Here is a 21,024-nt window from a genome sequence, read left to right as displayed (position 1 = left end):
CGACTCAGTTGGAAGCGGGCTTGCCGATCACCCTGAAGACGCCCGGCTCATCCTGCTTGATCACATAGGGCTTCAGCGACGGCTCAACGTCCGGAAGCCGATGTGCCACCAAGGCTGCGATGATCAAAGCCCCTGGCGGTGAAAAATGTGTCCGGTCCTGAGGAGTGCAATTGAGATAGGTGCTTCCGGAATCCCCCAGCTGCTTGTACAGGGTCATGCTTGAAGCGTGCAGATCGACCACGGGGACCTTTTCTTCCTCACCGATGGCGATCATGGCATCGGCGTAAGGTGTCAGCGTCGATGTCACCTCACCATCGCGAAATGTTCGGCGGGCCACCGGGGTAATGAGAATCGGTCGGGCGCCGATCCCGCGTGAGTCACGAATATACTGGCGAATGTAATCACGAAAATCGCCGTTGGGATCGGTCGTCCCCTTTCCTTTGCCGGGACAGTCATTGTGCCCGAATTGAATCAGCACATAGTCAGGCTTTTCGGCCAGTGCTTTGTCCCAGCGATTCTCCTTGATGTAGCTTTTCGAGCTGCGGCCGCTGGCCGCGAGATTGACGATCTGCACCTGATCGGTCATGCAGGCATGGAAGACCTGTCCCCAACCCGCCAGCGGAGGAACCTTCGGATCGCTATTGGTGTGGTTGGCGACGGTCGAGTCCCCCACCAGGACAATTTTAATTTTGCCCGGCTCGTCCGCAGCCTGCAGGCATGTCGCCAGCAGGCACCACAATCCGGACACTTGAACAATGCGGTTCATGTTTCGACTTTCGGTGAAGAGGACAGGCGGCGACTCCGCGATCAGGTCTTCCCTCACTCACAATCCGGCGTCCCCCCACCAACTCTGAGCGGGGAGTGACTCACGGAAACGTTCGCCCGGAAGCTGCGGGACTACGGTCGTTTCCTTGAGCACGGGAGCGGAGTCCATCGTCACTCCGCCGACCAGGCCAATGATCAGGCCGTCGTGAGCCATGCGGTAGGTGGACTCGGAACCGATGCGCTTCGGCACGGGATAGTGTTCCAGCGGCAGCCGGGAATCTGAGAGCAGCGTTGCCATTTCCCATCCCCGCAGATGCTCCCCCGGATCTTTCCGGATGATGGCTGCTGCCATGAAGAGGTCATACAGATTTTGCAGCTCCGCGAAGGGGGGAGACTTCGCCGCCAGTTCCGGAAGATGCTCCGAGAAACGACGGGCGAACTCCTGTGTACTCTCGCGTGTGGTGCTGGCGTCGACCCGTCGACCGCTGGAATCGGTTAACTCCTCCTGCGCGAGCAGCCTGGCCCGTGGCCCCTTCAGCCGATAAACCGATTGTTGCGAGTTGACTTCGATCGGCTCATACATCGGGACAAACCACCAGCGCTGCAGGCTGTTGCCATGGGGCCTCCGCAGCGAGAGTTGGCTCGTGATCCCCGGCACTCCTGAAGGATCCAGTCCGAGCGAAATCCGTTTCATGCGATAGTCGGCATCGACCAGCGCGAGCGCAAAATGCGAGTCCTCCGGCACACCCCATAGCGTGATCTGCTGCTGCCCGAGCAGATTGGCCATTGTCCGGAAGCGTCGCTGAATGGTCCCCGTTCCCGAGGGAGTCGAGTTCGACCGCAAAAACTGCTGCAGGCGGGCCATGTTCTCCTGTGTCGGATCAATGGAGCAGCCGACGGTTCTCACCCCCGTCGAAGCGGCACGTAAAGCGACGACCAGATCGTCGAGCTGCATGGGGGGCCGACCACTGGTCAGTCCCAGCATCCGACCCTGCGCGTCAGGAGCAAACCCCTCTGCCGGTCCGACCAGCAACACGTCCCGCCCCTCAGGATCAAACACCACCGCGTCAATCCGCTGAAGCCCGCACAGGTAGCGGACCGCGAGTGGAAAGGGCTCGGCCTCCAGCCCGGTAAGCACCGCCTGTTCCAGGGCTTTGAGGGAGATGACCCGCTGCGCGGCAGCACGAATCATCTCCGGCGAGAGCTGTTCGCTGACAAACTTCTGCTGCAGCTTCTTCTGCGCAGCGACATTGAACGGCTTCGGAGCGCGAGTCTTCAACACGCCGTCCGCATCAATCGTGATGCCGCTGAACGTGTTGTCGTTATTGTTGCCGTTGTTCTGCGCCTGAACCGACGCCACAGACAGAAACAGGAGCGGGAAGGCGATCACTCGCCGGAAGAGAGCTGACATGGAAGCGACTCCCTTTCAAAGGCACTTCCGATTACCATCCCCCATTCAGTGCCGGGGGTCAATGATCGAACGGCCCATGTGATCCCCTCTCAGCATCGACTGGACGGCCGCTTCCACTCGCTCCAGACTGATCAGACGTTTGACGTCATGCAGCTGCTTTGGTTTCCAGTCGGTGGCCAGATGCCGCCACAATGCTGGCCGTTCTTCATCCGGACACCAGACCGAATCGATCCCGGCCAGCGTCACGCCACGCAGAATGAAGGGAAACACGGTCGTCTGCAATTCTGTTCCGGCAGTCAGTCCGCAGCAGGCGACGCAGCCACGCTGGGAAACCATCTTGAGCAGCGACGCCAGCGGCGGGCCTCCGATGGTGTCGATCGCCCCCGCGAAACGTGCCGCCAGGAGTGGCTTCTGTTCGTTCGTCTGCAGGAGTTCCCGCCCCGCCACCTCCGCTGCTCCGATCGATTCCAGCCACCCCTGCTGTTCTTGTTTTCCGGTCAGGGCCACGACTCGAAAGCCGAGCCGCGCGAGAATCATGATCGCCAGACTCGCGACCCCGCCGGTGGCCCCTGTCACCAGAATTTTACCCTTCTCAGGTTTCACCCCATGATGGAGCAGCGCCTGCACCGACTGCGCAGCGGTGAACCCCGCCGTGCCGAGAATCATGGTCTCTTCCAGAGTCAGTCCCGTCGGCAGCGGGAGCAGCCACTCTCCCGGGACACGGACCAGTTCCGCCCAGCCCCCCCAGCGTTCAACCCCCAGTTCATGCCCCGTCGTGAAGACCGGGTCGCCCGGCTTGAAGCGTGGGTTGGTGCTCGCCGCCACGACACCCGCAGCATCGATTCCGGGAACATGCGGAAATCGCCGGGCAATTCCAGACTGACCCGTTGCTGCCAGAGCATCTTTGAAATTCAAAGAGGAATAGTGCACCCGCACCAGTACGTCACCCGGGGCCAGGTCATCAAGATTCCGTTTTTCAATTGATGCGGAACAGGATCCCGAACTCTGCCTGTTGACCAGATAACAGCGAAAACTCTCGTGCGTCATCTCAACGAAATCCTGATGGGGCTCAACAGTTCAGGGGGACTCGACTGCTTTCGACCGGGCACGTTTCTGGCCCGGGTCTGGAGGTGATTTCGATTCGCCTGGCCCGTCGGCCTCTGCCTGCTCCTCCTCCGCGGAGATGAATTTGTAGCGTCCGGAATTCAACGTGGCTATTTCCCGCAGATGCTCTTCCCCGACGTCATCGCCAAAGCCAATGGTGTGAATCGGGACCCGCCCCAGATTCGCTTCCGTGATCGACCGGACGACCCGCTTCTCAAAATTTCCGTCGGTCAGAAAGTAGATCACATCCGGACGCAGACGCAGAGCCAGCAGCAGCGCACCATCCGGGATGGTTCCCTTGGCTGCGGGAACATTCACCATCCATTCCAGATAACGCTTCTTGGAGGAGAGCGTCGCTTCCATCAGCCGCTCGGCCGGCATGGGCAGCGGCTGATCGTTGAAGAAAATAATGAAGAACCGCTGTGATTCGGTCATCTGTGAAATCGTCCGCAGCAGCTCCAGCTTCACACGTCCGAAGCGATTGACCGCCGGTCCCGGGTGCGGGTAGTACATGCTGCGCGACGCATCGACCACAAACACGACATTGTTCCCCACCCCTTTCACGCCGAAAAAGTCGCTGCCGCTTCCATTGCCGAAGCCGTTCCCTTCTTTGCCGTCTCCCCGCCCAAAATCGGCGGTCCCCTGTCCATTGCCGCGACTGGTTCCCGGACCGACTTTCTGGGTCAGTGCTCCCGTGGCGAGCGCACTCCGGCTGGCGAGCAGGGGCTGCGTCGTGTCCGCGAAAGGCAACGAGTCGGCTTCTGCCAGGGCGAGTGCGGCCAGGAACGACTCTTCTCGACCTGCTGGCCCAGAAGCTTCGGAGGGACTCACGGAGAGCACCGCGTCGCCTCCTCCCAGGGAGGCTGCCAGCTCAGAAGTAACGGTTGTATCAATCAGGTGATTAATCACCGTTGAATCGACGCGGGCCGAGGCGATCGGGAGAGCAAGTCCCGCCAGCACAACCAGACAAGTCAGGTGCACAAGAAACGAGCCCCCCAGCGAGAGCAGTTGCTCCCGGGGAAACAATCGCCGGCAGAGCTGGGAGAATGAACTCATGAAACTGAGGAAACCGACACAGATTGTTGCCCCGACAGTCCCGGCGTCATCCGTTGCGCGACGGACGAACTCCCGTGGGGGGCACAATCCCGATTTCCATCTCCGTCAGGAATGCGATTCGAATCAGTCAGCAGAGACAGAGAATGCATCGGCACGGATGTTTCCCATCCTTGCTTCCAATTACAGTAACCTTGCGGAAACGGTGTTGCAAAAGGGAATTCCACCGACGATTCAGAAATGGGGAGTGAATTGAGGCAAGATTCAGCGGTTGCGCCTCAGAGGAGGAGACCGACTCCCGCAAGTCGGAGCTGGCCCTCCCCGGGAGAAAGATCATGAACGAATCCCCGACTCCGGAAGCCCCCTCCACGGCGCCCACGGGCCATGCCCGGGGCGTCGTCGTTTATTTCGACGGAGTCTGCGGCTTCTGCAATCATTTTGTCAATTTTCTGCTGACCCGCGACACCCGGGGAACGCTGCGCTTCGCCCCCCTGCAGGGGGAAACCGCCAGAGCCCGTCTCGCCCCCGCCGACTATGAAAACGTGGAGAGCGTGGTCGTGGAGGTCAACGGCAGAACGTTCCGCAAGTCGGCCGCTGTGGTGCAGCTGCTGAGGGAATTGGGGGGAGTCTGGCGAATTCCCGCGGGGGTGCTGTGGCTGATCCCGGCTCCGCTGCGGGATTTCGGTTACCGGATGTTTGCCCGGATGCGGTATCGGCTGTTCGGGAAGCATGAGGCCTGTCGGCTCCCCACGCCGGAGGAGCGGGCCCGGTTTCTCCCCTGATCGGAGTAACGGCCGGCGACGACAGGCTGAACGGAAAGCTCCCTCACGCCAAAGAAAAACGGCGGCCTTGTCGTGAACAGGGCCGCCGTTTGTGGCATTCCGACTTCTCGACTATTCCATCTTGCGACAGATCGCTTCAGCCATCTGCAGCGTGCCGACGGCGGTCGGGTCGTTACGATTGGCCTTCATGTCGTAGGTCACGTCTTTCCCTTCGGCGATGACGGCAGCCACGGCCCGTTCCAGCTTCTCCGCAGCGGCATGTTCACCGAGGTGCTCGAGCATCAGCTTGGCGGAGAGAATCAGCGCGGTCGGATTGACCTTGTTCTGTCCCTTGTACTTCGGAGCACTGCCGTGAGTCGCTTCGAAGATGGCCCCTTCGGTTCCGATGTTCGCACCCGGCGCCACACCGAGTCCGCCGACCAGTCCGGCGCACAGGTCGCTGAGGATGTCGCCGTACAGGTTGGAAGTGACGATCACGTCATACAGTTCCGGCTTCTGCACCAGCTGCATGCACATGTTGTCGATGAGCCGCTCGTTGTACTCGATCTTGCCGTTGGTATCGGCGACCTTGCCGACGAGTTCCGGCTCGGGGGAGACGCCGTCCGCGAGTTCCGGCCATTCGAACTTGGCACCATAGACGAGAGCCACAGCACGGGATTCGTCGTACCACAGTCCGTCGGTGAACTTCATGATGTTCGCCTTACAGACCGACGTGATCGCCTTGCGGCGGTTCTTCACGGCGTAGTCGAAGGCGAAGTCGACAATGCGGCGAGTTCCTTCATAGGAAATCGGCTTGATGCTGATTCCGGTCCGGTCTTCGCGGGTAGTGATCTTCTTGCCGGTCGCAAACTGATTGATGGTCTGGATCAGCTGCGCCGTCTTCTCGGCACCTGCCTGAAACTCGACGCCGGCGTACAGGTCTTCGGAGTTCTCACGCACCAGCACGAGGTCGACGTTGGAATCGGCGAAATAGGTGCGAACGCCGGGATAGGTCTTACAGGGGCGGACGCAGGCGAACAGGTTCAGTTCCTGCCGCAGATAGACATTGACGCTCCGGAAGCCTTTTCCGATCGGAGTGGTGATCGGGGCCTTGAGGGCCACGCCGTTCTTCTTGATCGAGGCCAGCACCCGATCCGGAACTTTGCCTTCCTTCTGGATGACTTCGATGCCGCAGTCCTGAACGTCCCAGTCAATCTTGACCCCGGTTGCTTCCACACATTTCCGGGTCGCATCTGCGATTTCGGGACCAACACCATCACCAGGAATCAGCGTAACGTGATACATACAAACAGCCTTTTGAGAAATCCGCGCAGGACGCAGTAATGCAGTTCGTGGGGGTCTGACCGTATCAGAGGGCAGACATGCTTTCAAGCAGCGGGATTCGACCGCGTTCCCACGGTCCGGCAGCATATCTCTCCCCCCGCTCAAATCGAACCGACCCGCTCCTTTTTCCCCGTAAAAGCATAACGTTTTCCGATTTTCAGAAACCGAACGGGCCCGCTTTTTCCGGCCGCGCCACTCCTCAGCCGTCACCGGCAGCCCCGATGGGGGGTTCGCCGGGCGAAGGCGGGGTTTCCGCCTGCTTGCGTCGACCAGGTGAGGTGACGGTTTCGATTCGCAATCGGGCCGGACTGGCGTACACTCGGAGGCAGATCCCGTTTTGCCCGCTCCATAGCCTGGATGTCAGCCCGTGTCCCTGTCTCACTCCCCGTCCGAACTGTGCGGCCTGATGCCGCACGCCGGCCAGTTTCGTGCCCCCATCCTCTCTCAGCGGCAACTGGCGGAGGGGACCTATGCCGTCCGAATCGGGGCACCCGCAATCGCAGCCAAGTTCCTCCCGGGGCAGTTTTTCATGATCCGTCCGACTCAGGGGACCGATCCGCTGCTGGGCCGCCCCTTCGCCCTGTACGACACCATTCTGGAAGACAACGGAAACCCGGTCGCCTTTGAATTCGCCTACCACGTGGTAGGAAAGGTGACTTCCCTGATCAGCACCTGGGAGGCAGGAACCGTAGTCGAGGGTTGGGGCCCCCTCGGAAACGGCTTCCCCGCATTTCAGGGGAAGCACCTCCTCTGTGTCGGCGGCGGGATCGGGTACACCCCCTTTCTGGCCGTCGCCCGCGAGACTCTCGGTCTGCGGCAGTACGGCACGGGGCCTTCGCGACTCGACCCGACTCCCCGCCGTGTCACGCTGTGTTACGGCGTGCAGTCGCGGAAACACCGCGCGGACCTCAGCGATTTCAGTCCGCTGTCAGGGCTGGACATTCAGATTTCGACCGACGACGGCACAGAAGGCCGCGCCGGGTTCGTCACCCAGCTGGTGAGCGACCTGTTCAGCAAAACCGGCGACGACCGGCCGGACGGGGTCTATTGCTGCGGTCCTGAACCGATGATGCATGCGGTCGCACGCCTGTGCGCAGCAGCGAGTGTTCCCTGCTGGCTGTCGCTCGAAACCCCGATGGCCTGCGGCTTCGGTGCCTGCTTCAGCTGCGTCACCAAGGTCCGTATGGGAGACGATGACTGGGATTACCGCCGCACTTGCGTGGAAGGCCCGGTCTTTCCAGCCGAAACGCTTGTCATCGGCTCGTAGGGCAGGTTGCTCCTCCCCTGCCCCCGCAGCCAGCATTTGGTCGAAACAAATGCTGACTTCCGCGTGGCGAGGACGAGGCCATCAAACGCCACAAGACTCAAGAGCGAATCTCACTGACGTGTGGCGTCCTGGCGGCGGGAAACCAAGCGTTCTACAAAGATTTTCCGCACAAACGCCGCCACACTTCCCCGGGATCGGGGCTAATTCTTCCCGGCCGGAACTGACTTACCAACAGCAGGCTTGCCGGTCAGCTGTTCATACGCTGCGTAGTAGCGGCGACCGAATTCGCGACAAGACTCCGCATCAAAGTGGACGAGATCCTTGTTCGCGGTGAGTCCATCGGCACTGGCGCAGGCACAGTTCGAAACCTGATTGGGGAGGTCGCGAATGATGTCGTTGACCTTCGTGCGGAATTCATCCCAGGGTCGTCCTTCGAAACGCCCCAGCTCACCCAGAACAAAGGGGACATCTTCCGCATTCAGTTCTGCCCGCAGGCGATGAACCAGATCTTTCAGACGGTCTGCATAGACCTGCGACGATCCCGGTCCCGAATCTCCTTCCCCCTGATGCCAGAGGATGCCCTTCAACGTTCCGGACTGCTGCGCAAACCGGGCACGTTCCAGGCATTCATCCCAGGGATAGCTTTTTGTCTGTTCGTGCCAGACGCCGGGGTTCCAATACGAAATAGGCGAGCCCCCCTTGGCACAGGGGATCAGTCCGACAACCACTCCCGGATGCGCTTCGGCATAGGCAATGGCGAAGGTTTTTGCGAGGCCGGTCCCCGCGGCCGGCTTGTCAAAGTGAATCGGATCGACGGCCGGGACCCATTGCTTTTCGCGGTTCAACATCAGCACCCGGGGATGCGGCACCCGGTCTTCCTCGCTGACATGTCCCCGGCCTGCCATATTGGACTGTCCGACCAGCAGAAACAGGTGCAGCTCCTGTGGAGCAGCTGCGTTCTCGGTCTGACGCTCGGCGGCCACCGCCAGGTTTCCCGCCCACACGCCCATCACAAACACCAGCGAAAGCCGCCACAATCGTACAGACATCGACCTGTCACCTTCGAACATTTGACTTTTGATTAACTCGCTTCGCCTTGCGGAAGTGAGTCGTTCCTCATCCCGCTCCCTCTGCACGGACACTCGCACACAGAACAGAGACAAACCAGTTTAGGCGTCGAGACCCATCGGCTCAACAGGCAGGAACCTTCTCGAGTCCAGTGGGAACAGCCGTACTTCTTTCCCGGAGACTGCGGGGCCGGTTCTTTCCGCTCAGCTGCACGACGGATAGGCAAGCCACGTCCGATTCTTCCCCCCAGGTGGGATCGTTTCGTTCGAAAGAAGGGAAATACCGTTGCGCACATCGGAACGGGTCGACATGCGTTGTTGGCATCCGGCTTGCAAAGCCACGAGAAAGTTTCACTTCGAACAGACGCTGCGGGCAGAGCGGATGACTTGCTCAGGGACGAACACAGCAGGAAGACGATGTTTGGTTATCTGATTGATATGGACGGCGTGATCTATCGTGGCAGCCAGCTGGTTCCAGGCGCCGAGAAATTCATCCACTCTCTTCGCTCACAAAACATTCCGTTTCTGTTTCTGACGAACAACAGCCAGCGGACCCGTCGGGATGTCGCCACCAAGCTGCGGCGCATGGGAATTGACGTGGAAGATCAACACGTTTTCACCTGTGCCATGGCAACCGCCCGTTTTTTGGCTCGTCAGAAACCGAATGGGACCGCCTTCGTCATCGGTGAGAGTGGACTGATGACCTCGCTGCATGAGCATGGCTACTCTCTGGTTGACAAGGATGCGGACTATGTCGTCGTGGGCGAAGGAAGGACGCTCAACTTCGAGATGGTGGAGGCAGCGCTGGAAATGATTCTCGGCGGAGCGAAACTGGTCGCCACCAACCTCGATCCCAGTTGCCCCACGCAGACCGGAACCCGGCCGGGCTGCGGTGCGATCGTCGCCATGCTGGAAGCAGCGGCGGGAGTGAAGGCCTTCAGTGTCGGCAAGCCGAGTCCCGTCATGCTGCGTTCAGCGCGCAAACAGCTGGGGCTGTCGACCGAACAGACCATCGTCATCGGCGATACGATGTCGACCGACATTCTGGGGGGCGTGCAGATGGGCTACAAAACGATTCTCGTCCTCAGCGGCGGAACACGGTTCGAAGATCTCGACGACTATGCCTATTGCCCCGACAAGATCGTCGATTCGATTGCCGACCTGACACTGGAAGGACTCGCCCGGGAGTTTTCGAGCGATCCGACCGGGGCGGCTCCGGCCGGGCATCACTCCATCAACCGTCCGCAGTCACTCTTGATGCAGGCGACGTTGTAGCCGGACGGAGTTCAGCTGCTCGCAGTGTCGGAACGGTAATAACTCTCACTGCGAGTGGAACCTCCTGCATTGAAATTTGGATTGCGGTGCATGGGCGTCCCCTGCCGATGACGTGACAGTCCACGTTGAGGAGGCACGCCCTATGAACTTTCAGGTCACTCCGTTTGCCGGCAGGGACAAGCTGGCGCTGTTTCAGCCACGGATCGAAGACCTCTGGAAACTCCCCCAGGCCGCACTGACTGAAAATCTGTTTCACCACAGCGAAGTCGTGGCGATTCTCAGTACCGCCAATGGACACTTTCCACTGGTCCTTCAGGGAGAAGAACTGGTGACCATCCGGGACGTCTGCCGCAAATCGGCCTGCGAGTGCGCGGGAATCTTCGATCGGGATCAGCTGTCGATTCAGATGCGGGACCGGTTGCATCAACTGCGGGAACACAAAGGCCGCAAGATCGTTTTCTAGAGCAGGTTGCTTTTGCCAGGGCCGCGCAGCCAGCGTTTCGTGTGATGAAATGCTCAATTCCTCGCGACAAGAACGGGTCGATCAAAAAACAAAATGCCCTGACGGTGTCGGTGTCGACCCCGGTGGGCCGATTCACCTGCGGCGCGCTGTCCCGGCGATTTGCAGAATTCCCCCCAGGACACCGTCGACGACCTGGGCCATGCACTCATAGTTCAATGTGTCGGGGGTGTCGCTCGGCTGATGGTAATGCGGATTCCGCAAGAAGCTGGTATCGGTCACCATGAGTGCCGGGAACCCCTGATCCCAGAACGAACTGTTGTCGGAGCGCCGGATCTCTTCCACCTTCTCCGGCAGGGCCAATGTCAGCAGCGGCAGTTTCGTCGACTTCCGGAAGCCGCGCCGAAACTTCCACGCCAGCCGCCACGACCGCAGATTTCCCACAGCGGCCACAAAGTCGGCCCGCGTCGAAATCCAGGGCCGAATCAGTCGGGGGATCGAGTTCGGAATCTGCTGGCTGCCGGGGAGCGAAGAGAAAAATCCGAGCATCTCCAACGACAGCATCCCCACGATCTTTTCTTTGGCGCTGCGGCTTTGTCGCGCGGAATACTGGCTCCCCATTTCCGACAGGTGATAGTGCGGCGGCTCTTCACAGGCGAAGCCGATCAGCCGAACGGTTCGCCTGGTCGGAATCTCCTTCAGCCGTCGGGCCACTTCGATCATCACCGCCACGGCCGAAGCGTTGTCATCGGCGCCGGGGGTCGTCGGGACCGTGTCATAGTGGGCCCCCACAACCAGGATCTCATGAGGACGACTCGTTCCCCCCTGCTCCGCGACGATGTTGGCCACTTCATGCCCCGAGGCGGGGTAGCGTTGCCGCGAGGTCGTCCACCCGCCGGCTGTCAGTTCTTTCTCGACAAATCCGGCAGCCGCCTGAAACGCAGCGGGCTTTCCCAGATGCCGAGGCCCGATCACACCGGCCAGACAATCGACATGCTGCATTAATCGGGAAACCAGTGCGGAGTCGATCGGCATCTCCATCCTCTCGAGAGTCCGGGAAGAGGGCTGATCCGAGCGCTGGCGGTGACGAGATTCAAAAACCTCTCCCACCGACTGCTGCACCCGAGGTGGCGCGGGATCGTCAGCTTCCCCCTGGATGAGCACACATCATGCTCTCCGCAGATGTCTCCCGCAATGCCATTCGTTGCCCGCACACACAAAATCAGTCCCACGGCAGCGCCACTCCCGAACGAATTTCTCTCACGGACTTCTGCCTTGGAAGTTGATCCGCAACGGGCGACGACGCCTTTCCCGCATTCACTTTTCTGTGGGTCATTTTAACTTTTTGATTGCGCCGTCCTCGCCACGCGGTTGTCGGCATTCTACTCCACGAGACGCTTGCTGCGAGGAGACTGGAAGGGCAACCTGCTCTAAAAATTGATAGCCCTCAGAGAAAGTCGGCATTCTTTCTGGTGCATCCGGAGTCGAAACGTTTACGATCGGCGGACTCGCTGTCTCCATCTCTCGCTAAGGATTGTTCTCATGTCCAGAATCCGGGACAAAGTGGTCTTGATCACAGGGGCCAGCAGCGGCATCGGCGAGGCGACCGCCCGACTTCTGGCCGAGCGGGGAGCCCGCGTGGTTCTCGGCGCCCGTCGCAAAGACCGGTTGGCCGCGATCACCAAAGAGCTGTGCGAACAGGGCCACACGGCGGCCGCCCAGAAGCTGGATGTCACCGACCTCGCGAGTGTCCGTTCGTTTGTGGAGTTTGCCGCCACCAAGTTCGGCAAAGTCGACGTGCTGGTTAACAATGCAGGCCTGATGCCCCTGTCACGACTCGACTCGCTGAAAGTCGACGAGTGGAACCGCATGATCGACGTCAACATCCGCGGTGTTCTGAACGGCATCGCCGCTGCACTTCCCCTGCTGCAGCAACAGGGACACGGACATGTCATTAACGTGTCCTCCGTGGCTGGCCATCGCGTTTTTCCGACATCGTCGGTGTACTCCGCGACGAAGTTTGCCGTCCTCGCGATTTCCGAAGGCTTGCGACAGGAGGTCAACAACCTGCGGGTGACTGTGATTTCACCCGGCGCGACCGATTCGGAACTGGCCAATACCATCACCGAACCGGGAGCGAAGGCCTTCGTCGAGGCTTTCCGTAAGAACATCCTGCCTGCCGATTCCATCGCCCGGGGAATCGCGTATGCCATCGAGCAGCCGGATGAAGTCGACGTCAACGAGATCATCATCCGTCCGACAGCCAGCAGTCACTAACGGCGACTTCCTCCTCCGTGGTGCCTCCCGTCGCGCACGGAACAGATCACAAGGCAACGCCCCGGTCTGACGCTGCCGGAGGTGCAGTCAAAGCAGTAAGATCACCCTCCACCTCCCGGGGCCGGATCGGTTCTCCGCAGCTGCCGGGATGCTCGTGAACTGCGGGGAACATCAACAGCGACATGTCTTCGTCAACGACGGTCGCGAACTACAGGAACAAGAGGATGGCCAAGAAGAAGGCAACGCGTCGGGCCTCGAAAAAATCGGAACGGATCGTTCTCCGCACAGGCGAAGCGCTCGTCGGCATGGAACCGGGCTGGGCCGCGGCGGAACCGGAGGTCATCATCGGGGAACTCGACGGACCGGTCGGCTTCGCGATGGCCAATCTGATCGGTTCACAAGTCAAAGGTCATTCCAAGGTCTTTGCGATTCTGAACTGCGATGTGCAGGTGCGGCCCGCCACCATCATGGTCAGCAAGGTGACGGTGGAAAGCTCGGCCTATACCAACATTCTGATGGGAACCGTGCAGGCGGCCATCGCCCACGGAGTGCTCGACGCCGTCCGCGCGGGGGACATTCCCAAGGAAAAGGCGAACGACCTGGGAATCATCGTGGCGGTCTGGCTCGATCCCGATGTGACGAAGGAGCAGATCGATCACGACCTGCTGTTCCGGAACCATCGGGAAGCGATCACCAAGGCGATTCACAAAGCGATGCACAACGAGCCGACCATCGACTGGCTGCTCAAGAATCAGCACAAGGTGCCGCACCTGTATCACGAACTGGCCAAGTCCGGAGAGCTGTAAGCAGTCCGCACGAGGGCGGAGTGGCCCGCTGCGGGCCGCTCTCGTCTGGCGCTGCCGACCTCGCAACCGGATCGCCCATCGGTTAGTCTGCAGAGAATGGCCCTTTCCCCGGCTGAGGAACCGAAAACAGGCGGTTTCCGGGAACTTTCAGCCGACCCGTCCCGTCACAATGTGGTGATCGTGAAGTCTGACGACCAACGACTGATCGAATCGACCCTGGCCGGAAACAGAAACGCTTTCGGCGAGCTGGTGCTGAAATACCAGGACCGCATCTACGGAACACTTGTCCATTTGCTCGGTTCGCAGCACGACGCCCGCGATGTTTCTCAGGAAGCTTTTCTGCTCGCCTACGAGAAACTGGGATCGTTTCGCCAGGAGGCCTCGTTCTATTCGTGGCTGTTTCGGATTGCCTACAACGCGGCGATTTCCAATCGTCGTCGCAAAGGGCACAAGAGCCAGTCGCTGAATTCCAACCACAGTCAACGCCCTGCCGAACCCTCCGATCCCAGCCTGACGAACGATCCTGCCAACCGGATGCAGGTGGAAGAACACCAGCATCAGGTCCGATTGGCGCTGGAGACCCTAGGCCCCGAGTATCGCGATGCAATAATTCTGAAGGAGATTGAGGGGCTTCGATACGAGGAAATTGCGGAAATTCAGGATTGCCCCATCGGAACGGTCCGCAGTCGCATCCATCGTGCCCGGCAACTTCTCCGGGAACGATTGGCCCGCGTCGTCGAACGCGAGCAGAAGTCATAGCAGCCATGTCCAAACCGATTGCAGAAGAACTGTTATCCGCCTATCTCGACGGTGAGTTGAGTCCGGAAGAGCGCGCGGAAGCCGAACGTCTGTTGCGGGACTGCACGCTGCATCGCGACTGCATGGAAGAACTGATCGAGCTGAGCCAGACGTTGCGGGGTCTTCCCTGCTGCTCCGCTCCCAATGAATTGCGGGATCTGGTGCTCGGCAAGCTGTCGCAGGTGAGTTCGACCGCATCGGCCCTGGCGGGAGGACAGGCTCCGACCCGACGGGCGGTCTGGACCCGCCTGAGCTCGCTGACCGTCGCCGCACTGCTGCTGACCCTCACCATCATGCTGGTCAATCGCCGGGAAGAACCGGCCGGGCCGGACCGCACGATTGCGACCCTGCCCCCCTCCTCGATTCCGAATGCCGAAATTTCCATGATGGCGCAGCCGGCGGCTGTGCCCCTTCCGGAGGCGGTCGCTGTCGATTCTGCTCCCATTATCGAACTCAACCGGCAGGAGATCGTCCGCAAGTTGATGGAACTGGAGCACCGTCCCCAACCCGGGAATTCCATTCGGGTCGTCGACGCTGACGTCGTGGTGGAGTTCACGGTTGTCGATGTCAACGAGGCCTACAATCAGCTCAAGGTCCTGTTGAAGCAGAAGCAGGTGCGCTCGTTGGACGAGGTCCGTCCGGAGCTGGACGGGGGTGCGCCCTTCGCCTCGACCATGCGGACGGTCTGTATTGATCTGGAAGGGACCAATGCCGAACTGGCCGACGTCCTCCATCAGATTCCGGCTCTCGCCGCCCGGATGTATGTCGAGGAGGTTCCCGAAGCCCACCCGCCGCAGCTCTCTCCGGAAGCTCCCATTCTGGCCGAACTCGATCCCGGCCTGCCCCCCGCCCTGCAGGCCCAGTCCCGAGCCACTGAAACAAGCCCAGATGATCAGTCATTGATTCCGGGCGCGCTGGTCAGCCAGCAGCGGAATTTCAGCTTCAACGTCGCCGACGAGCGTGTGCAGCAACGCAAGCGGGGAGCCCTTGAGCAACAGAAGCAACAGCAGCAGAAGTTCGCGCCCCCCTCTCAGGAGAGAGAGACCCCCAGCATTTCGAGCTTTGGAGCTTCCGGTTCCCAGTTCAGAGGACCATCGTCCCCCTCTCACGGGGACGCAGCACTGAAAACGCAGGCCGCCCCGCTGGGCCGAACCCTGCCGCCCCCCTCCGCAGCGGAACAAGACCCGTCCCAGATCCTCAAGGCCAAGGTCTTTCTCCTCCCCTCCCGAAGAAGCCCCCTGCAGAGAATCCCGAAGCAGTAACCGCAGTTCGGGCACGCAGCAGGAACGATCTTGCGCGGCCTGTCCTGACGCGGCACAGAAACTTCCCGCAGCCGACTGCGCAGCAGCGAGCGATCGGCTACAATTTCCCCGGTGTCCAGAAGACTGGACCGTTGCTGAACCCACTTATTGCGTAAAGATCCGATCAGAGCGATGTCAGAACCGACCCGCGAGTTGCTGGAAACCTTTGAGAACCCGTTTCCAGCCCGCAACTACACCATTGATACCGTCTGTCCCGAATTCACCTCGCTGTGCCCCAAAACCGGCCAGCCCGACTTTGGTACGCTGACGATTTCCTATATCCCGGATCAGCTCTGCTTCGAGCTGAAATCCTTGAAGCTGTACCTGCAGCAATACCGCAATCACGGCGCCTTCTACGAGCGTGTAACGAACACCATCCTCGATGATCTGGTCGCCGCCACACAGCCCCGCTGGATGAAGATTGAAGCCGCCTTCACTCCCCGCGGCGGAATCCGGACGACGGTGATCGTCGAGTATCCCGACAAGAAGTAGCGCCGCCGACGCGCGTCGCGTGGGCAATTTCGCAGCTGACAGGTGCACCTACTCGGCTTCAGTCGGCGGGGATTCTTCCGCGGACAGATCCCTTCAGGCCGCGCGGGCTTTCACGGTGCTGAGGGTGCGCGACGGGGATGTATACAGACGGTGGTACAGCGGACAGGTCCGCAGCAGCTCGTCATGGTTCCCCATCGCCACCACCCGGCCCTGTTCCATCACCACGATCCGGGTGATGAAGTCGAGCAGGCTCTGGGAAATTGTGTGTGAGATCAGGAACGTGGTCCGGCCTTTCACAAAACCCTTCAGGGTCTGATGGATGAGGTTTTCGCTCTCGGCATCGGCTGCGGAAGTCGCCTCGTCCAGAATCAGAATCGAGGGGTTTCGGAGGATCACCCGCGCCAGGGCGATGCGCTGACGCTGCCCGCCGGAGAGGTCCTTCCCTTTGTCGCCAATGGGGGTATCGAGCCCTTGGGGCAGGGACTGGAGCAGTCCGTCGATGTGGGCCTGGCGGCAGGCATCCATCACCTCTTCACGGGTGGCGTGCTCGGAACCGTAGCGCACGTTGTCGAGAATCGTGCCGTCGAACAGGATCGTCTCCTGGCCCACGATGCCGACCTGTTTGCGCAGCTCGGCGAGCGGAATCTCCTTCAGCGAGCGGCCATCGATGAGAATCTCACCGGCATCCGGGTCGTAATACCGGGGGAGCAGATTGACCAGCGTCGATTTGCCGCAGCCGTTCTGGCCGACGATGGCGACCACATCACCATGCTGGAACGTGAGGTCGACATGCTCGAGCGCCAGACCACGCTGGGCGCGCGGGTCACGGCTGGCATAGCGGAACGAAATATCGCGGAGTTCGATGGACTCGGCATGACGCGGGAACGGCTTCGATTCCGGAGGATCGGTAATCAGGCTTTCCTGATCCATCAACTGGAAGATGCGATCAATGGCGGCGGCTGATTTCTTCAACCGGGAAAACCCGGAAGAGAGCCGACGGCAGGGATCGAGCATCCCCGCGAGCATCGCGTACACCAATGCCAGCTCGGCAGCGCTCATCGGATCGGCTGTCAGCCGAATCCCCCAGATTTCCGTCTTCGCCTGCAGCACGAGATACGCGCCCGGGATCAGTGCCACGAACATGGCCAGCAGCCCGAGGAGTTCGAGCAGCGGCTTGGCCGCCCCGTCGACACGCACCACCCGCATTGCCTTGTTGAAGTAGCTGCGGTACTGGTCATCAAACAGACGACGATGATGTTCACTGGTGTGGAAGCCAACGACCACTTTGAGGCTGTGGAAGGTTTCTTCGAGCACCTTATAGATCTGGGACATGCTGTCCATCATGCGACGGCTGGCACGCTTCAGCATCTTTCCCATGTAGGCCAGAAACAGCCCCAGCAAAGGGATAAAGACCAGCGAGAGGAGTGTCAGCCGCCAGTTCACCATCAACGCGCCGATCATACAGGCGATGCACTTGAGCGGCTCGCGAATCAGCCGGCCCCCCAGCATCGAAATCCCTTCCGACAGCTGTTCGGCATCATAGGTGAAGCGCGAGAGCAACGCACTCGGCCCCTCCAGCGACAACGACTGGTAATCCAGTTCGAGCGTGTGTCGCAGCATATCCTTGCGGAGTCCCATCACGGTGGATTCCGCCACGTAGCCGATCAGGACATCCTGCAGGAAGATGAAAGCCCCTTTGAGCGCCGTCGCAGCCAGCACCAGCACCAGCAGCCACGAGAACGCCTGGAATTCGTTGTGAGGCACCAGCGGCATGACATAGGCGCGCAGCCAGCCGAACTGGGACTGTGTGTTCTGCTGCGCGGTGATCTTGCCGTTGCAGACCGCCCGATCCCGCAGCTCTTTCACGTACTTGGGGTCCGTATGGGCAATACCGGCCCGATCCATCGCTTCCAGCTCGGAGTCGATCCGCTGCAGACGCTCGGTCAGTTCCTGTTCCTTGGCGGTCGCATCGGAAATGGTCTGATCCACATAAGCGTGGAGGTTCTGACCTTCCAGCAACAGTTTGACGATGGGAAAGGCGACCGTGATGTTCGCTCCCCACAGCACGGCAATCAGCACCCCGATCACGGTGGAGAGAACCAGCCGTTTCCGGTAAGGCCAGATATAGGGGATAAGCCTGTGAAAGCTGTCCATCAGTCGATCCGTGACGTTGAGAGCGATTCCAGAAGTCGTGCGGTCATCCCGTCTGGCGGACGGCACGTGCCTCCCCGGCGGGGCCACGCACACATCTCTCCGCGTGGGCATTCCGCTCCGAAATGCTCACGCCAGGAATGATTTGTGGCGGAATTTGACCCCGTTCGGCAGATCCTGTCCAGACGAATCCCGGTTCTCTGCCACAAGTCCTCTAAGCACTGGAGGTTGCACCTGAAATCAAGGCACCGCAATATTCCGGCTTCCCCCGCATTGTTCCCGAGAAACAAGTCGGCCCGGAGCGAGGTTTTTCTCTCACCGACAGAGGCGAAGAATGCTAGCATCTCCCTCCGGAGCCCGAGGCATTCCTCGCATTTCACGGAGTCCTCCCGCGGTTGTGTTCCCCTGAGGAGTCAGGATCATGCAGCGTCACGCCATCACCTGGGTTTTGCTTCTGAGTGTTGCCGCCAACGCCTGCGGAGGCGAACCAACCGACGCCGCCCGCTCCGCCATGGTCGACCTGAACCGCTCGTTCATGACAGCCCATGCGACGGCTAACGCACACGATCTGCAGACCGGCGGTCCCATCATCCTGCTGCGCGACGGCCAGCTGATACTGGTCCACAACGGCATTCATACCGCTGCATCAATCGGCACGCCGGAGTTTGACACCTACAAAACCTTCGCTCACATCCCGGTCGCAGTCTTTATGCTGCTCGATGCGCACACCGGCGCTCCGCTGTCTCCTGAAGTGAGCCAAACCGTCCAGGCTTATCTCAGCCAGCTTGACGACGTTCATCAGCAGCTGGCTGAGATTGGCCTGAAGGGAGATGCCCTCAAGCGGCAACAACGGCTGCTCCATGCCTCACAGCTGTTTCTGGAAAAAGTGATGGCCCAGCATTCCGTCAGCGAGAAGGAACTATTGACGTACACGCGCAGCCTCACCCCCTTGATCGAACTGAATCTCGAAGCGGCGGCCCGCAGCCAGATCAATGCTCTCCATCGTCAGACGATGATCTGGAAGCAGGAGCTGTCTCCCGCAGAATGGAAGCAGCTGCGGGTCGCTGTCCAGGGCGCCGTCCTGGCCCGCGATCAAAGTCTCGCCCTGCAGTATTTCGAACGTCTGCTGCACGTGAAGGGGGAAGGAAATCGACTCGTCTATATGGAACGCTACACACCGGAGGAGCCGCTGCTGAATCTTCTCGCGACGCGGGCAGTCGATCAGAAAATTGCGATCGCTATCTTCAACGATCCGGAACGCATGTTTCGGGACGTGCTGTGTGACGCCGCCGCAGCCTATCTGCAGGAGCTCAACTTCGACCAGCAGAAATGAGACAGATTCACGAGGTCCGGCTCCTTATGTTGCGAGATTCAACAATCCCGGAATGCTCTCGAGCAGGGCGCCCTTTCCAGTGCCCGCGCAGCGAGCGTCCTGATGGGTGAATTCCAGACATCCGCGTGGCGAGGCCGGGGCAATCAAAGTCAAACTCCCCTAATTGGCTTCGAGTTCAATGACGCCACTGTCGAGCAGAAACTGGATTCGTTTCTCGACCTCCCCCAGCCGGTCGACCTGCTTCTGATTCAGGTCCTCTGCCCGGCATCCGACGAGCAGCTTGCGTGCGGCTGCCGGACGCTTCAACACGACCGCCAAGATCTCGGCAGCGTCGAGCCGCGCAGGGCTCAGACCCGGCTTCCGTTGCAGGAGTTCGCGATAAATCTGAACGGCACCGGTCCACTCCCTCAGCTTCCGCAGCCCGCGCGCCAGCGTGAAAAGCTCATCCTCGCTCGGGTTCCACTGCGGGAGGAGGTGCCGAATCTGCGTCAGTTCCGCCAGCGCTGCCCGCGACTTGCCAGCGCGAAGAAGTTCTGAGAATCGGGCGCCGGGCGCCAGCTTGGGCACACTGACTTCAGCCGAAATCGGTTTTACTTTACGGCGCGACTTCGCACGGACGACCGGTTGCACCTGCCGAGTCCCCGGCGGTTTTCCCGCCATGATCGACAGCAGGTCCCAGCCCTCGCAATCGACCCAGTTCCGGCGCAGCATCACCAGACCAATCGCCAGTCCGATGGCCGCCCCAAACAGGTGCAGCAATTCACTCCCAATGTCCCAGGTCAGACAGACGATCACAGCGGAGTAGGCCAGCATTAATCCCGAATAGAGCACCACGGAGAGATCCACTGAGCCGGCCCAAACGAGGAACTGGTAAATCATCGACAGTTCGTTCTTGGGAGCCCAGAGCAGAGAGATCACCATTAATCCGAAGATAATCGCCGAGGCGCCGAACGAAGCTCCCTCGCCGTTCAGAAAGAGCAACTGCTCCGTGAAGCACTCACCAGCCCCGATCAGCAGATAAATCACCAGAAAGCGGAACCAGCCCACCTTGCCTTCAACAATGAGCCCGAAGCCCCACAGGAACACCATATTCCCCACCAGGTGCCACAGGTCCGCATGGACAAAATTCGAAGTCACCCACGCAACGGGCGTCAAGCCCTCACCATAAAATAATGCCCACGAATCGAACGCCTCCGGGCGACAAATCGTGAGCACATAAACGGCGATATTGGCGAGGATCAGTCCGATCGTCCCGAAGGGTCGATAATAGATCGGCGCATCGGTGTTATAAGGGATCAGAATCATAGGCGCCACCGATCAAGGGAGAGCGAGCCCCTCAGCTCGGTGAACCGATGAAGA

At 60.3% G+C, this 21,024-nt stretch carries 19 protein-coding genes; 10 read left to right on the top strand and 9 right to left on the bottom strand.

Translation table 11 applies throughout. From position 1 onward, the window contains the following. Nucleotides 1-4 precede the first annotated feature (4 nt). Genes SH664x_RS02070 through SH664x_RS02055 form a run of 4 tightly spaced genes read right to left on the bottom strand, consistent with a single transcriptional unit; the run spans nucleotide 5 to nucleotide 4,336 of the window. Nucleotides 5-766: a rhamnogalacturonan acetylesterase gene (locus SH664x_RS02070; RefSeq protein WP_437204615.1), complete on the bottom strand. Its 762-nt coding sequence runs from the start codon at nucleotides 764-766 to the stop codon at nucleotides 5-7. 57 nt (nucleotides 767-823) lie between these two features. Continuing rightward, nucleotides 824-2,176: a DUF1598 domain-containing protein gene (locus tag SH664x_RS02065; protein ID WP_437204613.1), complete on the bottom strand. Its 1,353-nt coding sequence runs from the start codon at nucleotides 2,174-2,176 to the stop codon at nucleotides 824-826. Nucleotides 2,177-2,221: 45 nt separating this feature from the next. Further along, nucleotides 2,222-3,223 carry an acrylyl-CoA reductase family protein gene (locus tag SH664x_RS02060; RefSeq protein ID WP_437204611.1) on the bottom strand — a complete coding sequence of 334 codons (1,002 nt, stop codon included), beginning with the start codon at nucleotides 3,221-3,223 and terminating at the stop codon, nucleotides 2,222-2,224. Nucleotides 3,224-3,253: 30 nt separating this feature from the next. Further along, entirely contained in the window at nucleotides 3,254-4,336 is a 1,083-nt protein-coding gene (locus tag SH664x_RS02055; RefSeq protein WP_437204609.1) for a vWA domain-containing protein, read from the bottom strand. Nucleotides 4,337-4,668: 332 nt separating this feature from the next. Here SH664x_RS02055 and SH664x_RS02050 point away from each other — a divergent pair, with 332 nt between their 5' ends. Then, on the top strand, nucleotides 4,669-5,115 hold the full coding sequence (locus tag SH664x_RS02050) for a thiol-disulfide oxidoreductase DCC family protein (protein ID WP_437204607.1): 447 nt from the start codon (nucleotides 4,669-4,671) through the stop codon (nucleotides 5,113-5,115). A gap of 111 nt (nucleotides 5,116-5,226) precedes the next feature. Here the strand turns inward: SH664x_RS02050 and SH664x_RS02045 are convergent, their stop codons facing one another. After that, on the bottom strand, nucleotides 5,227-6,399 hold the full coding sequence (locus SH664x_RS02045) for an isocitrate/isopropylmalate dehydrogenase family protein (protein ID WP_437204605.1): 1,173 nt from the start codon (nucleotides 6,397-6,399) through the stop codon (nucleotides 5,227-5,229). 406 nt (nucleotides 6,400-6,805) lie between these two features. Here SH664x_RS02045 and SH664x_RS02040 point away from each other — a divergent pair, with 406 nt between their 5' ends. After that, nucleotides 6,806-7,705, top strand: a complete 900-nt coding sequence (locus SH664x_RS02040) for a dihydroorotate dehydrogenase electron transfer subunit (RefSeq protein ID WP_437204603.1) — start codon at nucleotides 6,806-6,808, stop codon at nucleotides 7,703-7,705. A gap of 200 nt (nucleotides 7,706-7,905) precedes the next feature. On the opposite strand, the gene SH664x_RS02035 is transcribed toward SH664x_RS02040, so the two are convergent. After that, nucleotides 7,906-8,754 (bottom strand): sialate O-acetylesterase, encoded by an 849-nt coding sequence (locus tag SH664x_RS02035; protein ID WP_437204601.1) that lies wholly within the window; start codon nucleotides 8,752-8,754, stop codon nucleotides 7,906-7,908. A 435-nt stretch (nucleotides 8,755-9,189) separates the two neighbouring features. Between SH664x_RS02035 and SH664x_RS02030 the strand changes: the two genes are divergently transcribed. Both SH664x_RS02030 and SH664x_RS02025 read left to right on the top strand, forming a co-directional pair. Continuing rightward, a complete protein-coding gene (locus tag SH664x_RS02030) occupies nucleotides 9,190-10,047 on the top strand; it encodes an HAD-IIA family hydrolase (RefSeq protein WP_437204599.1) in 858 nt (285 codons plus the stop codon). 142 nt (nucleotides 10,048-10,189) lie between these two features. Further along, nucleotides 10,190-10,510, top strand: a complete 321-nt coding sequence (locus SH664x_RS02025; RefSeq protein WP_437204597.1) for a hypothetical protein — start codon at nucleotides 10,190-10,192, stop codon at nucleotides 10,508-10,510. 132 nt (nucleotides 10,511-10,642) lie between these two features. On the opposite strand, the gene SH664x_RS02020 is transcribed toward SH664x_RS02025, so the two are convergent. Next, nucleotides 10,643-11,542 carry a M28 family peptidase gene (locus SH664x_RS02020; protein ID WP_437204595.1) on the bottom strand — a complete coding sequence of 300 codons (900 nt, stop codon included), beginning with the start codon at nucleotides 11,540-11,542 and terminating at the stop codon, nucleotides 10,643-10,645. Nucleotides 11,543-12,049: 507 nt separating this feature from the next. Here SH664x_RS02020 and SH664x_RS02015 point away from each other — a divergent pair. The 5 genes from SH664x_RS02015 (at nucleotide 12,050) to queF (ending at nucleotide 16,181) form a co-directional block, all read left to right on the top strand. Then, nucleotides 12,050-12,784 (top strand): SDR family oxidoreductase, encoded by a 735-nt coding sequence (locus tag SH664x_RS02015; protein WP_437204593.1) that lies wholly within the window; start codon nucleotides 12,050-12,052, stop codon nucleotides 12,782-12,784. 224 nt (nucleotides 12,785-13,008) lie between these two features. After that, nucleotides 13,009-13,590, top strand: coding sequence for a formaldehyde-activating enzyme (gene fae / locus SH664x_RS02010; RefSeq protein WP_437204591.1), 582 nt, complete (start codon nucleotides 13,009-13,011; stop codon nucleotides 13,588-13,590). A 180-nt stretch (nucleotides 13,591-13,770) separates the two neighbouring features. Then, nucleotides 13,771-14,349 carry a sigma-70 family RNA polymerase sigma factor gene (locus tag SH664x_RS02005; protein WP_437204589.1) on the top strand — a complete coding sequence of 193 codons (579 nt, stop codon included), beginning with the start codon at nucleotides 13,771-13,773 and terminating at the stop codon, nucleotides 14,347-14,349. A gap of 5 nt (nucleotides 14,350-14,354) precedes the next feature. Further along, nucleotides 14,355-15,650, top strand: a complete 1,296-nt coding sequence (locus tag SH664x_RS02000) for an anti-sigma factor family protein (protein WP_437204587.1) — start codon at nucleotides 14,355-14,357, stop codon at nucleotides 15,648-15,650. Between the two features lie 171 nt (nucleotides 15,651-15,821). Then, nucleotides 15,822-16,181, top strand: a complete 360-nt coding sequence (gene queF, locus SH664x_RS01995) for a preQ(1) synthase (RefSeq protein ID WP_437204585.1) — start codon at nucleotides 15,822-15,824, stop codon at nucleotides 16,179-16,181. 93 nt (nucleotides 16,182-16,274) lie between these two features. Here queF and SH664x_RS01990 read toward each other — a convergent pair whose 3' ends face one another. Continuing rightward, on the bottom strand, nucleotides 16,275-18,335 hold the full coding sequence (locus SH664x_RS01990) for an ABC transporter ATP-binding protein (protein WP_437204583.1): 2,061 nt from the start codon (nucleotides 18,333-18,335) through the stop codon (nucleotides 16,275-16,277). 418 nt (nucleotides 18,336-18,753) lie between these two features. Between SH664x_RS01990 and SH664x_RS01985 the strand changes: the two genes are divergently transcribed. Next, complete coding sequence (locus SH664x_RS01985; RefSeq protein WP_437204581.1) at nucleotides 18,754-19,665, top strand: hypothetical protein; 912 nt, start codon at nucleotides 18,754-18,756, stop codon at nucleotides 19,663-19,665. Nucleotides 19,666-19,824: 159 nt separating this feature from the next. Here the strand turns inward: SH664x_RS01985 and SH664x_RS01980 are convergent, their stop codons facing one another. After that, on the bottom strand, nucleotides 19,825-20,970 hold the full coding sequence (locus SH664x_RS01980; protein WP_437204579.1) for a rhomboid family intramembrane serine protease: 1,146 nt from the start codon (nucleotides 20,968-20,970) through the stop codon (nucleotides 19,825-19,827). Nucleotides 20,971-21,024: the final 54 nt, after the last annotated feature.

Origin of the sequence: Planctomicrobium aquicomposti (genome assembly GCF_051466325.1) — a bacterium.
In the GTDB taxonomy this organism is placed as follows: Bacteria; Planctomycetota; Planctomycetia; order Planctomycetales; family Planctomycetaceae; genus Planctomicrobium.
The sequence above is the reverse complement of the archived record's forward strand: the minus strand, read 5'-3'. Positions and strand labels throughout refer to the sequence as shown.